Annotated in this window: 11 protein-coding genes; 7 read left to right on the forward strand and 4 right to left on the reverse strand. The window is 56.5% G+C overall.

Going from position 1 to position 16295, the window contains the following annotated elements; translation table 11 throughout:
* Positions 1-53: 53 nt before the first annotated feature.
* The gene (locus M2422_RS11755) at positions 54-1469 is read right to left on the reverse strand and encodes an aldehyde dehydrogenase family protein (RefSeq protein WP_064673175.1); all 1416 of its coding nucleotides are present in this window, start codon (positions 1467-1469) and stop codon (positions 54-56) included.
* Between the two features lie 100 nt (positions 1470-1569).
* Here M2422_RS11755 and M2422_RS11760 point away from each other — a divergent pair, with 100 nt between their 5' ends.
* On the forward strand, positions 1570-2472 hold the full coding sequence (locus tag M2422_RS11760) for a LysR family transcriptional regulator (RefSeq protein ID WP_064673174.1): 903 nt from the start codon (positions 1570-1572) through the stop codon (positions 2470-2472).
* Here M2422_RS11760 and M2422_RS11765 read toward each other — a convergent pair.
* Positions 2459-2938 carry a carboxymuconolactone decarboxylase family protein gene (locus tag M2422_RS11765; protein WP_014882392.1) on the reverse strand — a complete coding sequence of 160 codons (480 nt, stop codon included), beginning with the start codon at positions 2936-2938 and terminating at the stop codon, positions 2459-2461. The two genes, M2422_RS11760 and M2422_RS11765, sit on opposite strands and share 14 nt — an antisense overlap.
* A gap of 102 nt (positions 2939-3040) precedes the next feature.
* Between M2422_RS11765 and M2422_RS11770 the strand changes: the two genes are divergently transcribed.
* Positions 3041-4429 carry a PLP-dependent aminotransferase family protein gene (locus tag M2422_RS11770; protein WP_064673173.1) on the forward strand — a complete coding sequence of 463 codons (1389 nt, stop codon included), beginning with the start codon at positions 3041-3043 and terminating at the stop codon, positions 4427-4429.
* Between the two features lie 39 nt (positions 4430-4468).
* Here the strand turns inward: M2422_RS11770 and M2422_RS11775 are convergent, their stop codons facing one another.
* Entirely contained in the window at positions 4469-4630 is a 162-nt protein-coding gene (locus M2422_RS11775) for a DUF1127 domain-containing protein (protein WP_045357378.1), read from the reverse strand.
* A 176-nt stretch (positions 4631-4806) separates the two neighbouring features.
* Here M2422_RS11775 and M2422_RS11780 point away from each other — a divergent pair, with 176 nt between their 5' ends.
* Positions 4807-6222, forward strand: a complete 1416-nt coding sequence (locus tag M2422_RS11780; protein WP_064673172.1) for a PLP-dependent aminotransferase family protein — start codon at positions 4807-4809, stop codon at positions 6220-6222.
* Between the two features lie 99 nt (positions 6223-6321).
* On the opposite strand, the gene M2422_RS11785 is transcribed toward M2422_RS11780, so the two are convergent.
* Complete coding sequence (locus tag M2422_RS11785; RefSeq protein WP_058840482.1) at positions 6322-7443, reverse strand: cupin domain-containing protein; 1122 nt, start codon at positions 7441-7443, stop codon at positions 6322-6324.
* A 332-nt stretch (positions 7444-7775) separates the two neighbouring features.
* Here M2422_RS11785 and M2422_RS11790 point away from each other — a divergent pair, with 332 nt between their 5' ends.
* The 4 genes from M2422_RS11790 (at position 7776) to M2422_RS11805 (ending at position 16292) form a co-directional block, all read left to right on the forward strand.
* Positions 7776-8996 (forward strand): VWA domain-containing protein, encoded by a 1221-nt coding sequence (locus M2422_RS11790; protein ID WP_033144537.1) that lies wholly within the window; start codon positions 7776-7778, stop codon positions 8994-8996.
* A gap of 250 nt (positions 8997-9246) precedes the next feature.
* Positions 9247-10620 (forward strand): SrfA family protein, encoded by a 1374-nt coding sequence (locus tag M2422_RS11795; protein WP_231113499.1) that lies wholly within the window; start codon positions 9247-9249, stop codon positions 10618-10620.
* Positions 10621-13626 (forward strand): virulence factor SrfB, encoded by a 3006-nt coding sequence (locus tag M2422_RS11800; protein ID WP_064673171.1) that lies wholly within the window; start codon positions 10621-10623, stop codon positions 13624-13626.
* Complete coding sequence (locus M2422_RS11805; RefSeq protein ID WP_259140819.1) at positions 13626-16292, forward strand: putative virulence factor; 2667 nt, start codon at positions 13626-13628, stop codon at positions 16290-16292. Before M2422_RS11800 ends, M2422_RS11805 begins: the two co-directional genes overlap by 1 nt.
* The last annotated feature ends 3 nt before the right edge of the window (positions 16293-16295 follow it).

The raw sequence follows: 16295 nt of genomic DNA on the forward strand, positions 1-16295 counted from the left end.
TCCGGCCTGTGGGCTCCTGTAGGCCCGGTAAGCGCAGCGCCACCGGGCAGGTTTTAGCTCAGAATCGACCTCGGCTCCATAAACGCCCGGATCCCCCACTCGCCCATCTCGCGCCCCACGCCGGAGTGCTTAAACCCGCCGAACGGCGCCTTCGGCTCATGGGCAAGGGTATTCACCAGCACGCGACCGGAAACAATCTGCTGCGCCACGCGTCGCGCGCGGTTCGCATCGCCGCCCAGCACCATCGCGCTCAGTCCGTAGTCGGTATCATTGGCAATGGCGACAGCCTCCGTCTCGTCACGATAAGGGATCGCGCACAGCACCGGGCCGAAAATCTCATCACGGGCGACCGTCATCTGGTTGTTCACGTCGGCAAACAGCGTAGGGCGCACAAACCAGCCGTCTCGCGTGCCGTCCGGTCTCCCTTCACCACCCGCCAGCAGGCGCGCGCCCTCTTCGATTCCTTTACGGATATAGCCCTGCACCCGCTGCCACTGCTTTTCGCTGACCATCGGGCCGACGTCCGTCGCGCTATCGCGCGGATCGCCCGATTTCACCGCCGCCACGGCCTGCGCCAATGCGGCTTCGATCTCCGCCTTGCGCGCCTGCGGCACCAGAATGCGCGTTCCGGCCACGCACGCCTGCCCGCTGTTCATAAATCCGGCCTGAATCACCAGCGGGATCGCCTGCGCCAGATCCACATCATCCAGCAGGATCGTCGGCGATTTACCGCCTAACTCCAGGGTAACGCGCTTAAAGCTCTCCGCCGCGTTGCGCAGGATCGCCTTGCCGGTATTCGTCGAGCCGGTAAACGAGATTTTTGCCACGTCGGGATGACGGCTGATGGTTTCACCGACGGTTTCGCCGCGTCCGGTGACGATATTAAACACGCCCGGCGGCAGTGCGGCATCGCGCAGCGCTTCGGTGACAATCCGGGTTTGCAGGGCGCTCATTTCGCTCGGCTTGATGACTGCCGTACAGCCCGCAGCCAGCGCGGCCGCCAGCTTGCCGCAGATAAACCCCGCGTCGCTGTTCCACGGCGTGATGAGCCCGGCCACGCCAAGCGGCGTCATCTGCACCGTCGCTGCGCCTGCGGGGGTGATAAATTCAAACGCCTCCAGCGCCTCAATGGCCTGAGCAATCACCTCCGCCGGATAGCTGGCCATCCATGCAGAGCGCGAAGCGGGCGCGCCGTACTCTTCAATGACCGCTTCCAGCAGATCGTCGTGACGGGCGGCCACGGCGGCGTGCATACGTTTTAGCGCCGCGAGGCGTTCCTGTTTAGTGGTCTGCGACCACGCCGGGAACGCCGCTTTCGCCGCCGCAACGGCGCGCTCCGCGTCAATCTCATCCGCCAGACGAACCTGGCCGATGACCTGCGCCGTCGCCGGGTTGTACAAATCAAACCACTCGTTGCCGTGCGGGGTAACAAATTCGCCGTTAATAAAGATCTGTTCGATGGTGTGCATATAAACCTCCTCAGGCTGTGTGAGCACAGTCTGTCACGGTTTCTCCATTGCGATAATCCACGCTATGCTGCAAGGGTTGTTTCGATTTTCAGGATAATCTATGCATCGTTCAGGTCTGACAGAGCTGGAAGTGGTGATGGCGGTCGTGCGGCGCGGCAACTTTCGCACCGCGGCGCAGGAGCTGGGCATGTCCGCCACGGCGGTCAGCAACGCCATCGCCGGGCTGGAGAGCCGCCTTGATACCCGCCTCTTTAACCGCACCACCCGCAGCGTGGCGCTCACCGACGCCGGACAGCGCTACGTGGCGCGTATCGGCCCGGCCCTGCAGGAGATCCGTCTCGCCAGCGAGGAGATCCACAGCGACACCGGGGAACCCGCCGGCACGCTGCGTCTGAACGTGCCGAACCATATCGGCACCCTGTTTCTGGACCAGCTGCTGATCGACTTTATGATCCGCTACCCGAAGATGCGCGTAGAGACCGTCAGCGAAGCGCGAATGATCGACATCGTCGCGGAAGGCTATGACGCGGGGATCCGCCTTGAAGAGTCCGTGCCGCAGGACATGATCGCCGTGCCGCTGACCGGAGAGATCCGCCAGCTGGTTACCGCCACGCCGGACTATTTTGCCCGTCACGGCATTCCGCAGACGCCGGACGATCTGCTTTCGCATCAGGGGATCGGCATGCGCATGGCCCACGGCGGGATCTACCGCTGGGAGCTGGCGCGTCGGGGGGAAACGTACGCCCTTGCCGTGCCGCCGCGCTTTGCGACGTCCGATCTTTTTGCCTCGATCCGCGCCGTAAAAGCGGGATTAGGGGTGGGATTTTTGCCGGAACTGTATATCCGTGAAGAGCTGGAGCGTGGAGAACTGGTGAGCGTCTTAAACGACTGGGCGCAGCCCTTTGCCGGACTGCGCCTTTACTACCCCGGCCATCGCCACGTCCCGCCAGGCCTGCGGGCGCTGGTGGCGACGATCCGCGAGCGCGGGATTATTCCAGGTTAGCCTTGTTCAGCCCGTAAGCCGCGTCCAGCGAGCCCGGCGCCATGCGGGAGGTGATCCCCAGACGGTTCCAGGCGTTGATCGCCACGATGGCGAAGTTCAGCTCTGAAATCTCCACGTCCGAGAAGTGCTCCGCCACGCTGCGGTACAACGCGTCGCTCACGCCGTGAACGCCAATCTGGGTCAGCGCTTCGGTGAAGGCCAGCGCGGCTTTCTCGCGGGCGCTGAACAGCGGGGACTCGCGCCAGGCCGCCAGATGGTACAGGCGCAGCTCGCGCTCGCCGGCGATTTTGGCCTCTTTCGAGTGCATATCCAGGCAGAAGGTACAGCCGTTCAGCTGCGACACGCGAATGTCGATCAGGTGCTTAAGCGCCGGGTCGATGGAGGTTTTTGCCACCTCCATGCTCAGGGCGGACAGGGCGTTGGCGAGGGCGGGTGTAACTTTGTGGTGGTTAACGCGAGTGCTCATTGTCTTTCCTCTTTTTTGTGCGGCATATGTCATGCGATGCGGCAAATCTACGCCGTTCATGACATAGTAAAAAGATACAAAACGCGTGAAATGAGGTAGGACATGAAGCCAGGCTATCACGAGATTTATTCCCGCTATCGCGACAACATCACGCGCGGCGTGCTGAAGCCGGGCGATAAGGTGCCTGCCATCCGCGTGCTGGCGGAAGAGCTGAAGGTGGCGCGTAAAACCGTCGAAACGGCGTATGCCATTCTGACGGGGGAAGGGTATCTGGTGAGCCGGGGCGCGCGCGGCACGCGGGTCAACCCGGACCTGCTGTTGCCGGATAAGAGTGCCCCTGCGGAACAGCCCACCGGCACGCTTCCGGCATCGCTCATCAGCCAGCGCGAGCGGGCCGGGTTTCTGCGCCCTGGCATCCCCGCCCTCGACAGCTTCCCGTATAAAAAATGGCTGTTGCTGGCGGGTCAGGCGACGCGCGCCATGCGTCAGGAGGAGATGCTCAATCCGCCCGTTCTGGGCTGGTATCCGCTGCGCCAGGCCATCGCCAGCTATCTTAATATCTCACGCGGGCTGTCCTGCAGCGCCGAACAGGTGCTGATCACCAGCGGCTACAGCGGCAGCCTGCGGCTGATCCTCGACACCCTCGCCAGCCGCAGCGACAAGGTGGTGTTTGAGGATCCGGGCTACTTTATGGGCCAGCAGCTGCTCAAGCGGATCGTGCCGCGCCTGCACACGGTGCCGGTCGACCACTGCGGCATCGATACGGACTACCTGCTCCGTCACCATCGCGACGCCCGTTTTGCCATCGTCACCCCGTCGCACCAGAGCCCGCTGGCGGTCACGCTATCGCTGCCGCGCAAGCAGCAGCTGCTCGACTGGGCCAGCCAGAACGAGGCGTGGATCATCGAAGACGATTACGACGGTGAGTTTCACTACACCCGCAAGGTGCTGCCGTCGCTGAAAAGCCTCGACCAGCACGACCGGGTAATTTTTATGGGCACCTTCAGTAAAACCATCATGCCGTCGCTGCGCATGGGCTACGTGGTGATGCCCGCCAGCACCGTCGGGGCCTTTACCGACTGCGCGGACATTACCACCAGCGGCCAGCCGGTGCTGACGCAAAAGATCCTCACCGCGTTTCTCAACGAAGGGCATTTTTTCCGTCACCTGAAAAAGATGCGCGCGCTGTATCAGACCCGCCGCGACTGGATGATTGCGGCTCTCCGCGAGGTGTATGGCGATCTGTTTTTCACCGAGCAAAACGACGGTGGGATGCATATCGTGGCGTTCCTGACCAGAGGCAGCGGTGACCGGGAAGTGGCGCGCTGCTGGCAGGAACAGCAGCTGCAGGTGAATGCGCTTTCGGAGTGGTATTGCGGGTCGGGCAAACGCTACGGGCTGGTGATGGGCTATAACAACGTGCGGTCGTATGAAGAGGCGCTGGCGTTGCTGGAGAGGCCGAAGCGGCAGACGCTTGCGCTGTTGAGCTGAAATCGCCGGGTGGCGGCTACGCCTTACCCGGCCTACGGTTTAAATATCATTGCGGGACAACCCAACGTCCTTGAGCTGCTCGTCGCTCATCTGGCTCAGGATGCGGCGGGTACGGTTGATGCGATACCAGTTGCAGATCGTTTTGCCGATCCAGACAAACACGACGAACGGACGTTTTGAACGATTCTCATAGAATTCCATGATGCTCTCCTCACTGTACCAGTGGGGTTATCATCCTGGAAATCGGTCTGCGCAATACAGACTCAAAAACACCTTTTGTTTAACATACAGATCCGCTAAAACAGTATCTGCATGCCAATTTTTACGGCAATCTGTACTGGTTTTACAATCTGTATGGTGGAAACAAAGGATACAGCATGACGCGCTATCAACATCTGGCCAACCTCCTGGCAGAACGCATTGAACAAGGGCTGTATCGCAGCGGCGAACGTCTGCCGTCGGTGCGCACGCTGAGCCAGGAGCACGGCGTGAGCATCAGCACCATACAGCAGGCCTATCAGGTCCTCGAAAACCTCCAGCTGATCACCCCTCAGCCGCGCTCCGGCTATTTTGTCTCGCAGCGCAAGGCCCAGCCGCCGGTTCCGGCCATGACGCGCCCGGTGCAGCGCCCCGTGGACGTCACCCAGTGGGATGAGGTGATGATGCTGCTGGACGCCCGCGCCGACAAAGAGATGATCTCCTTCGGCGGCGGCTCGCCGGATATTAACCAGCCGAGCCTGAAGCCCCTGTGGCGCGAGATGAGCCGCATCGCGCAGCATAATCCTGCCGAGATGCTGAGCTATGACGTGCTCGACGGCCGCCTGGAGCTGCGCGAGCAGATCGCCCGCCTGATGCTGGACGGCGGCTCCACCGTAGCGGCGAATGAGATTGTCATCACCAACGGCTGCCACGGCGCGCTGTCGATTGCCCTGCTCTCGGTGTGCAAGCCGGGGGATATCGTGGCGGTGGAGTCGCCGTCGTTTCACGGCACCATGCAGATGCTGCGCGGGTTTGACATCAAGGCGATTGAAATTCCTACCGATCCCGAGACCGGGATCAGCATCGAGGCGTTAGAGCTGGCGCTGGAGCAGTGGCCGATCAAGGCCGTGATTCTGGTGCCCAACTGCAATAACCCGCTCGGGTTTATCATGCCGGAAGCGCGGAAAAAGCAGGTTTTAGCCCTGGCCCAGCGGCACGATATCGTGATCGTGGAAGATGACATTTACGGCGAGCTGGCGGCGGAGTACCCGCGCCCGCGCACCATTCATTCGATGGATATCGACGGCCGCGTGATCCTCTGCAGCTCGTTTACCAAAACCGTGGCGCCGGGCCTGCGCGTCGGCTGGATTGTGCCGGGGCGCTATTACGACCGGGTGATGCACATGAAATACGCCGCGGGCGGGTTTAACGTGCCGGGCACCCAGATGGCGGTGGCGGCGTTTATTCGCGACGGCCATTACCATCGCCACGTGCGTCGTATGCGCCAGATTTATCAGCAGAATATGGAAACCTACACCTGCTGGGTGCGGCAGTATTTTCCGGCAGAGATTTGCGTCACGCGCCCGCAGGGCAGCTTCCTGCTGTGGATTGAGCTGCCGGAAAAGGTCGACATGGTGTGCGTCAGCAAGCAGCTGTGTCGGCTGAAGATCCAGGCCGCGGCCGGATCGCTGTTTTCCGCCTCCGGGAAGTACCGCAACTGTCTGCGGATCAACGTGGCGCTGCCGCCGACGGAGAAGAATCGCGAGGCGCTGAAGAAGATGGGTGAAGCGATTGTGATTGCAATGGAGGAGTAGTGCGGCCTGATGCCCTCACCCCGACCCTCTCCCACAGGGAGAGGGAGAAAACCGATCCTGTAGGCCCGGTAAGCGCAGCGCCACCGGGCAACAGGCAGGTTACTCGTCGAAGTACCAGTATCCCTGGTTAATCAGCCCGGTGAGCTCTTCAACAAACGCCGGGTTATTCAGCGCATCGCCCAGCTCGGCCTGGCCGAGTTCGGTGTAGCGGCACAGCGCATCCGCCGCCTTCGCGTCTACCGTCTCCAGCTGTTCGCTGTTGATAAAGAAGCTGCCGTTGACGTTCAGCACACGCAGGCCGCTCAGGCGGGACAGCGTTTCGCCGCCCTGCAGCGCGTCCAGCACCTCTTCCGGCGCGTACGGCGGCTCAGCGGCGGCGATATCCAGCTCGTGGCGCGGCGTGGAGACAAAGCTGCCGAACCATTTTGTGAAATCATCCGGCTTGCTGATCATCTCGATCATCATCTGGCGAATGCGATCGAGCTCGTACTGCTCCACGCGGCCCGGGTGTTCGCGACAGGTCAGATCCGGATCGCTGTAGTGCTCGCCGCCCAGATCGTTTTCCAGCGCATAATCGGCGAAACTGCTGATCAGATCGCGACCGTTCGGCCCGCGGAAACCGACCGAGTAGTTGAGCGCCGTCTCATGGGTAAAGCCGTCGTGCGGGAATCCAGGCGGGATGTAGAGGATATCGCCCGGGGCCAGATCTTCGTCGATGATCGGCTCAAACGGATCGACGTGCAGCAGCGCCGGATGCGGGCAGAACTGACGCATCGGCAGCTTGTCGCCCACGCGCCAGCGGCGGCTGCCCATCCCCTGAATGATAAACACGTCGTACTGATCGATATGCGGACCCACGCCGCCACCCGGCACGGAGAAGGAGATCATCAGGTCATCCAGACGCCAGTCCGGCAGGACGCGGAACGGACGCACCAGCTCCGCGGCGGGCATATGCCAGTGGTTCACCGCCTGCGCCAGCAGCGACCAGCCGGTTTCGCCCAGATCGTCAAAGTGCTCAAACGGACCATTGCTGGCCTGCCATTTGCCGTTGAAATGGCTCACCAGACGGCTATCGACTTCCGGCTCCATCGCCAGCCCTGCCAGCTCGTCCGGAGTAATCGGGTCGACAAAATTCGGGAAGGCATTTTTCAGCACTACGGGTTGTTTTTGCCAGTATTTCTCAAGAAATTCCGGCCAGTTCAGGTTCAGTTGATACGCCATGGGTAGCACCAGAGAGAGGGGAAACAGGCGCGATTATGGTGGAGAGCGTGGAGGGCTGCTTTGTCGTGGGTCAAGCGCAGATGATTTGCCTGCCACGCGCGTGTTGGCAATGATTAAACCTGGTCATTAGGTGAAGTGGTATTAAAGTAAAACTTAAATGATAATTTTTCATGAACCTTTTCCCCCGTCCGACGTTTACTTTTACTCAAGGCATCTTACCTCTTAAAACTGGTAGTTTTTTAATTTTAAGAACAAGATTAGCATTAGAGATTGTCATTCTTTATATTTAGCTCTAAGCTATTTTCTTTTGCATACCTGGCTCATTAAAGGCAATGATTAGAATCACAAGGACTGTTGAAAGCGAACATTGCTTACAAGAATATATTTCAACGTTTTCTGCCTTAAATAATCTTATTGACCGACACCTTTCTAAAACTTATCTCAATCTTTTTGCCCGCCCTCAGCAGGCTGAAGATGGTGCGGTTGAATGGTATAGCGAAATAAATGGCAAACCCCAACGCTTTAACGCTTTAAACGTCGTTGAGCGAGACAAAATCGCCATACTCCTCTCACAAAAGCTGGCGGCACTCACTCAACTTCATCAAACACTCTCGACTAGCGCGCAGACTTCTCCCGAAACACTGCAGTTACTGGCAAAAATAGCCAGACAGCCCTCACCAGAAAGAATATGGATCGTTGACGGTCAGCCTGTGATTACAGGCTGGGACATCATGCCTGAAACTAAGTTGCCGGCAGAACCGCTGGCTAAAAAGCGTGGGTGGTTATGGCTGGGGCTTTTAGCACTGGCTCTGCTTCTGGCTCTTGTTCTCCTGCGCGGCTGCTGGCCGACTGTCAAAGTAGCCACTCCTGCCGTTTCTCCCGTCCAGCCAGCCCCTGAGCATCAGGTCAAAATGCTCTGCCCGGCACAGCGGACAAAACAGCAGGCACCTGAAATGGTTATTATTTTTGATGCTTCTGGCTCTATGGCCATGAGCATGGATGCCACACCAGAAGAGATAATGCGGTGGATGCAGGATAAACCTGTACCCGGTATCGATCGTGAACCTCGTCGCATTACGCTCGCACATCAATCCGCTAAACACATTATCGATGACGTGCCAAATGACATGGACATTAGCCTTATTGCCGCAGCTAATTGCCACCAGGTGAACGCAACTCCGGCTTTCCTGCCGGAACAACGCGCTGAGCTAAAAAAGTTAATTGATAAAATCCAGCCGGTGGGTAAAACCGCTCTGGCAGAGGCGTTAGAAGAGGCGGGGAAACGAGTTAATGGCGTTGACCGTGATGCCATAATTCTACTGGTGACGGACGGGGAAGAGACATGCGGAGGCTCGCCTTGCGATGTCGCGCTTGAGCTAAAAAAACGTAAGCCCCGATTACAGGTCAATGTTGTCGATATCATGAATACCGGCGCCGGAAACTGTATTGCCAGCAATACAGGTGGAAAGGTATTTGCTGTCAATAATACGCAGGAGTTTAATAAGATGATGAACAACGCCGTGAAGGAATATATACCGCAGGGTTGTGATTAACACATTAGAGAAAATGAATACATTGCCAGAAATATAGTTTCACAGCGAAACTTTTTTTTGCGGCAATCGGATATGCGCACGTCCCAATAATAAGTTTAGTTTAGGTCTAAACGTTTTCGGCCATTTGCCGATAATACTCAATATTTTGTTGCCATAAACAATTGACGCAGATTACCCGGCGTATTTGCGGCGTCCTTTTTCACAGTGGAACTTGCTTTCACTTGTTCGTTTAACAGCAAAGGCATGCAGCGTGAAAGAAATTTTTCTATGCAGTGACAAGCTCGATAAATATCAGTCGATGGGTGAGAATGGACAGGCAGTATATATTTCCGCATTACAGCTGCGTGAAACCCTACGACTTAGAAAACAAACGGCGGTTGCTGACACTTTAGCCATCCCGCAAATCAGCGAGCATGGCGATCGAATCGACTGGTATGCCCCGCTGGCCGGTGACGTTATTCCATGGACGGCCGCAACGGAAGCTGAGCGCCAGGCCGCGCTCGCGCAACTCGAAACCACCCATGCAGCGTTTCGCCAGATAAGTAATGAATTTGCCCAAAGCCAGCAGCCGGAACGCCGGCTCTTTGGGAAATTACTTGAAAAAGCGATGCAATTCCCCGATCAGCAGCACGTGTGGCTGGTAGGTGGAAAGCCGGTCATCAGTTTTTGGGGATTTGTGAACGCCACTAACCAGGCCCGCATCGAGCCGTTAGACTGTTTGCGTCCCATATCTACAGCCTTGCCTCCGCAATCAGCCAGTATTGAACCGGTGATACCAGAACGCACTTTCACTCATCAAAGGCACGCCAAAAGACGCTGGTGGTTGCTCTTACCCGCATGGTTGCGTTGGCTACTGCCGCTACTTCTGTTACTCTTTTTAGCACTATTGTTCTTACGGGGTTGCATGCCAGGCATAACGATCCCTGGTATTTCATCTTCCGTACCCGCTTTGCCCGCGCCCCACCTTCCAACAGCCGAATCTCTTGCGCCGTCGTCAAGGGCCATCATCAGCACAACAACGTCTAAGGCGAACCTGCATTCGACAACGGGCAGTGAGATTTTAAGCACCACGGGCACTTCACTCACAACGTCACAAGAGCAATCAGCATTACAAACGCCGTCACAAAGCGCAGCAGCAACGGCATCTGCTGTGGATCCTGCGTCAGCCACGAATAGCCCTCATCCCGGCGGAACAGCACCTGCTCTCGAAGCGCCATCGGCCAATACCTCAACTGGCGCTAAAGTCCCGTTGACCCTGCCCGCATCTTCACTGGCCCAAGGAAACACCCGTTTTCTGGACGGGAACTGGCACGCAGGGGCTGGTATTCAGGATCAACGCACAGGAAAGCCCCTTAGTCTGAGTTACCAAATCAATGACGGTAAGGGCGAAGTACAGATGATCCGTGGCGACGGTGTGACCTGTCGTGGCGCGGTCAACGCGGCCATTCAGTCAGGTCATCTCGCCATTAACAATCAGGGAGAAGCACAGTGCTCCGATGGCTCACGCTACCAAATGCCAGAAATTCTGTGTGCTCCCGGCGCGCAAAACATTGCGGATTGCAAAGGCCGTTACGACGCCAAAACACTTTTCCCTATTTCGATGAAGCAGGAGGCAAGTCAGTAAATGCTCGCTGAACTCACTGATTTTAAAAAACAGGTCAAACTTATTCGCGACAGCGGGATCCAGTTCCTTGATTTCGCCTTTACCCTGCCCACGCGTAAAGAATATGGGGAATTTCTTCGTCAACAGGGAGACGAGGCTATTATGCGGCTTATCTATAATGAGAGGGAAGATAAGCTGCAGATCCCTCAACCTGACAGCGAACCTCCTCGCTACGCAGACTCCGACTACACATTGACGACCGAAGAGTCGCTACGCCTCTATCGCGGCCTCTGGTTACCGCTGCCATTTTTCCGCTTCAACCCGCCACGAGCCTTTGCTCACGGGCCGTATAACTGGTCACGCGTCCAGTTCCATGAGCTGCCTGAGCCGGATGAAAAGGGCAATACCTGGCGCGCTACTCTGATTTTTGATACCAAAATTTTCCCGGATCGCGAGAATACGCAGTATCTCGCACCGGGCGAGGATGATATCCGTTCAGGCGCGGGATTTGCTCTGGCACGCCATCCTCACGAGATGGGGGAGTTTCTCTCACTGCCATGGGTGAATGAATGGCTACGGGAAATTTTCAGTACTCAGGCTCGCGAAGTATTACGCCAACATATTGATGACATTGATGAACAACTACTGCAGCAGGAACATCAGGCGCATTATCTTAACCTGCTGCATGTCCTGGCGACGACGATTGTCGTTCCTGAAGTACAGGTCAACGACGTAAAAATCCGGGACTCAGCGATACCTGTAGATCTCGTGCTGGACATTGGTAACTCACGTAGCTGCGGCATCCTGATCGAAGAACATCGTGACGACAATAAAGGGCTTTCTCAACTTTATCAGCTTCAGCTGCGAGATTTGAGCCAACCGCAATTTGTTTATAACGAGCCTTTTGACAGCCGTCTCGAGTTTGCCCAGGCCGAATTCGGCAAGCAGGATTTCTCGCTAAAAAGCGGGCGCAGCGATGCCTTCACATGGCCAACCATTGGACGCGTCGGCGGAGAAGCCTTCAGAATGGCGGCTCAACGCCTGGGTACCGAGGGCTCAACAGGGATCTCCAGCCCTAAACGCTACCTCTGGGACGATCAACCCTATTCACCGGGATGGCGCTTTAGCCAGGCCTTCGTGAAAAGTGACAGAGAGCCGTTAGCCACTGCAGCACCGCTGCTGTATATGATCAACGATCAGGGGAAATTGCTCATTCGCCTGAAAAATGAAGAAGACCGTATGCCCGTCTTCACGCCGGTATACAGTCGTAGCTCGCTGATGACGATGATGTTGTCAGAGGTATTAAGCCAGGCTCTCATGCAAATCAACAGCCCTTCACAGCGGCTGAAGATGAACCACGCCAGCACACCGCGTCGTTTACGAAATGTCATTATGACTGTCCCTCCGGCGATGCCAAAGCCTGAGCGCGCTATCTTTGAGGAGAGCATGCATGACGCTATCCGCATGGTCTGGAAAGCGCTCGGCTGGGAAGAGATGGATTATGAAGGCGATGACCCGCAGTGCTTGAAATACGCCCATCCAGGCGTACACGTGAAGTGGGACGAAGCCACCTGTGGGCAGTTGGTATATCTCTATAACGAAACGCAGAACTACTTTGGCGGTCGCACGGACGAATTTTTTGCAGCTACTCGCCGTCCCGATACTCAAAAGGACACCAGCGATACACGCTCATTAAAAATCGCGTCGATTGACATTGGCGGAGGAACGACCGATCTCGTCATTTCTCGCTACACGCTGGATGAAGGCCAGGGCATTAACGTCCGGATTACCCCGAAACAGCTTTTCCGTGAAGGGTTTAAGGTAGCAGGCGACGACATACTGCTGGATGTTATACGGCTTTTCCTCCAGCCAGCAGTAAAAGCGGCCATGACCAAAGTCGGCCACAGCGATCTTGCAGCCGAATCAATGATGTCACAACTGTTCGGTAGTGAATCGATCGAAGCCGGAAAACAGGTATTACGTCAGCAGCTAACATTGCAGATCTTCGCGCCTCTGGCGTTATCTATTTTGCATCGCTATGAAGAGTACTCCCCGGAAAATGGTCGGGAGATACTGAATTACACTTTCCGTGAGCTACTTGCCGATAATCTTCCAACCGAGAAAGTACAGGATTACGTCAACGACGTTGCCCGTTCCGGACAGCTTGCGAGCGAAGTACCGTTCTCCATTCTGGATGTACCGCTGGAGTTGGATCTTGCGCGTCTGCACAATGAATTTATCGACCCTCGCAGCGGGCGAATGAACATTTGCCACAGCCTGCGCGCGTTGTGCGAAGTGCTTTGGCACTACAACTGCGATGTATTACTTTTAACCGGTCGTCCATCCCGCCTGCCGGGAATTCAAGCGCTCATTCGCCAGCTTCAACCTGTTCCCCCTTCTCGCGTGCTGCCACTCCACGGTTATGAAACCGGTGGCTGGTATCCGTTTAACAAGAAAGGATGCATTGACGATCCGAAATCGACAGCCGTTGTGGGGGCGATGCTGTGCCTGTTAGCGGAGAAATCCAGGCTCAACAACTTCTTCTTCCGCACTGCGAACTTTAAGCCTTATTCAACCATCCGCTATGTCGGGATGCTTGATGGAAACAATGTGATTAAAGACAGCAATGTCGCCTATCGCGACGTTGATTTGGACTCCGCTGATTTCCAGTTACCGGAAGGGAAAGGCTTTGAAGCACGGGGGGAAGTGCGTATCGGTTTCCGCCAGCTTGATAACGAACGCTGGCCATCGACCGCACTTTACACCCTAAAAATTACCAGTGCGAACCTGGCAAGCGAGCTGTCGGGTGATGCTGTAATAAGCATCGGTTTAACCGCAGAACAGGGACGTGGACGTAGTAGCGAAGAACCGGTCAGTCCGGAGCGCTTCCAGATTGGCTCGATGGAAATGAAAAACGCACAGCGCGGTTATGGTCGTAGAGATGTTGCATTCCAGTTGAACACAATGGTCGGTAATGGGCTGAGTGAAACCCATTACTGGCTGGATAGCGGGAGTATTAAAAGCTAATGAGCACTATTCATCCCAACACCATTATCCAGGGCTGGAATGGCGTCGAACAAGGTGCAGGCCGGGCCATTGACTGGATCGCAAGCGTTCGTCAGGACGCGCCGCGCCTGAACACTGAAGCCGATCGCCTGACCATGAACTTGCGCCGCAGCCGTAACAAAGCACGCAGATTGGCGCAGGCCGCAGCGAAACCGATGACAATCGGCTTCTTTGGCTTGTCGCAGGCAGGCAAATCGTATCTCATTTCCGCGCTGGCTGCGGGTGAAAACGGAAAGCTGGAAACACGCCTCGGCGGCAATCAGCTCGATTTTTTGACCCACATCAACCCGCCTGGCGGCGGCAAAGAGGCGACGGGTCTTGTTACCCGGTTTAGCCGCAGTGCTCAGAGCTCAGACGACCGCTGGCCTGTCACGTTACAGCTCTTCAACGAAGTGGAAATGGGGAAGATCCTCGCCAACGCATTCATCCATGATTTCAACCAGGAAAAATTTGACTGGCAGTTCGATGAAAAACGCATCAGCGATCTGTTAACGTCCCTGTCGAAACGACGCCTGACCTCCCGCAGCCCTGGCGTGACCGAAGATGACGTAGTTTCTTTTTGGGATTACCTCATCCGCCATGCTGAGAAAACGCAAAGCCGTTTTGCCCTGACCTACTGGCCACAGGCAGTAAGCCTCGCACCATGGCTTTCTGTTGAAGATCGCGGCCAGCTTTTCTCCGTTTTATGGGGCGAAGTACCAGAACTAACCAATGCCTATATCCGTTTTGCCAACACGCTACAGCGTCTCGGTGGAGAGCAGGAGCTGCGTGCCCCGCTGAGCACGCTGGTTCGTAACGAAAACGGCCTGCTTATCCAGCGGGATAGCATCATGAACGTCGATATGCTGGAGCGGCTGAATACCCCGTCGGATCAGACTATTGAAGTCTGTCCTGTGGTAAATGGGCAAACGGGTGCGTCTATTTCGCTATCGCTGGCAGAGCTCACTGCGCTTACCGTTGAATTGCATATCCCGTTAATGGCTCCGCCTCGCGAAACAATCTTCGAAGCCGTCGACTTGCTTGATTTCCCGGGTTATCGCGGCCGTCTGGCGGTGGAGTCCATGAGTGATGTCACTCGCGAGGTTAAAAATGCAGAGAGCAACCCGCTAGCGCAGTTAATTTTGCGCGGAAAAGTGGCCTATCTTTTTGAACGTTACACCGAAAACCAGGAGATGAATGTCCTGGTGGTGTGTACGGCCTCAACAAAACAGTCCGATGTCAAAGAAGTGGGCGGCGTTCTGGACGAGTGGATCCGTTACACCCAGGGCGCCGATGCCGACGCGCGTGGTCGTCGCTTACCTGGCCTAGTCTGGGCATTAACCATGTTTGATCTGCGCATTAGCCAAAACCTTTCCCATGACGAAGCACTTCTTCGCCAGTCCTGGGGGCTTGGCGGGATGATCAAAATGGCGATGACCGAGCGTTTTGGCCAGTACAAATGGATGCAGGAATGGAGCCAGGGTCAGGCGTTCAATAACACGTTCCTGGTACGCAAACCGCGCCAGCAAACGCCCTTTATCCGCATGAACGCAGGTAGTGAAGCGGCTTTCAACGACGACAATGGCGGGCAGCTCGCACTGATGCGGAAAACCTTCCTTGAAGATGAAGCTGTCGCTCGCTACATCGCGAACCCTGCTGAAGCCTGGGATGCGATGCTCACCCTCAACGACGGTGGTATGCGCCGAATGGCCGATTATCTGACCCGCGTCGCCCGCCCTGAACTGAAACTGGAGCGGATCGCAGAACAGCTCGACGAGATCCGCCACGAACTGGTCGAAGGGGGACTGGGGAACTGGTACCAGCCGGACGGCGAAGAAGAGCTGTCCAGAAAATCCCGAATTGCGCAAGAGATCCTTGCCACCCTGAAAAAACGCAGCGGCATGCACGGCGAACTGCTGGCGCGGTTGGTTCCGGCACGCCGCGATCTCCATGCACTTTACATGCAGCAAACGACCCTGTCTGCGCCTGAAGCAGAAGAAGAAGATGCAGGATTCTTTGATATCGGTGTGGAAGATGCTTTCGAAAGCAGCGCAACTGCGGTGACGACGCACAGCCATGAGATCGCTTTCGCGCACCAGAGCGTTCAGCTCTGGATTAACCATCTGCGCGGCCTGCCTGAAACCGCCGCCATGCTCAACTACATCAGTCTTCCGCGCCCGATTGCCGAAGCGCTGGTAGACGAATTGATCACGGGGTTATTGCGTTCACGTGTCGAGGACGCGCTGGTCAATGCAATGAAAAATACCGAGCAGGCTGGCGTTCGTCGCGAACGTATGGTCGAGCGTCAGGTTTCACGCGTGCTTCACGTGATGAGCGATTTCATCACCTGGCTGGGCTATCAAAATATGCCGGAATCGAAACGCCCGGCCCGTCTCAACCAGCCCGAACAGCCGATCTTTACCCGTCCACCAACGTGCGACAGCGTGGTCTGGAAAGGTGATGAACGCCTGGCACGCCTGACGCCGCAACAGCTGAACTACAGTGCCTTCTTTATCATCGACTGGCTGGTTGGCCTGGAAGCACTCATTACCGAAAACGCAGGTCATTCTGCCGGACGCGAGATTAGCGTCGCGCAGAACGAAAATCTGGGCGTCATTCTCCGCCAGATTAAATTGGCAAAGGAGTAACTG

Origin of the sequence: Enterobacter sp. SLBN-59 (assembly GCF_024807915.1) — a bacterium.
Classification (GTDB): Bacteria; Pseudomonadota; Gammaproteobacteria; order Enterobacterales; family Enterobacteriaceae; genus Enterobacter; species Enterobacter asburiae_B.

Coding starts and splice junctions, on each gene's coding strand:
- M2422_RS11775 (WP_045357378.1), bottom strand. CDS start 4,630: ATGGAATTCTATGAGAATCGTTCAAAACGTCCGTTCGTCGTGTTTGTC.
- M2422_RS11805 (WP_259140819.1), top strand. CDS start 13,626: ATGAGCACTATTCATCCCAACACCATTATCCAGGGCTGGAATGGCGTC.
- M2422_RS11760 (WP_064673174.1), top strand. CDS start 1,570: ATGCATCGTTCAGGTCTGACAGAGCTGGAAGTGGTGATGGCGGTCGTG.
- M2422_RS11765 (WP_014882392.1), bottom strand. CDS start 2,938: ATGAGCACTCGCGTTAACCACCACAAAGTTACACCCGCCCTCGCCAAC.
- M2422_RS11755 (WP_064673175.1), bottom strand. CDS start 1,469: ATGCACACCATCGAACAGATCTTTATTAACGGCGAATTTGTTACCCCG.
- M2422_RS11785 (WP_058840482.1), bottom strand. CDS start 7,443: ATGGCGTATCAACTGAACCTGAACTGGCCGGAATTTCTTGAGAAATAC.
- M2422_RS11780 (WP_064673172.1), top strand. CDS start 4,807: ATGACGCGCTATCAACATCTGGCCAACCTCCTGGCAGAACGCATTGAA.
- M2422_RS11790 (WP_033144537.1), top strand. CDS start 7,776: ATGATTAGAATCACAAGGACTGTTGAAAGCGAACATTGCTTACAAGAA.
- M2422_RS11770 (WP_064673173.1), top strand. CDS start 3,041: ATGAAGCCAGGCTATCACGAGATTTATTCCCGCTATCGCGACAACATC.
- M2422_RS11800 (WP_064673171.1), top strand. CDS start 10,621: ATGCTCGCTGAACTCACTGATTTTAAAAAACAGGTCAAACTTATTCGC.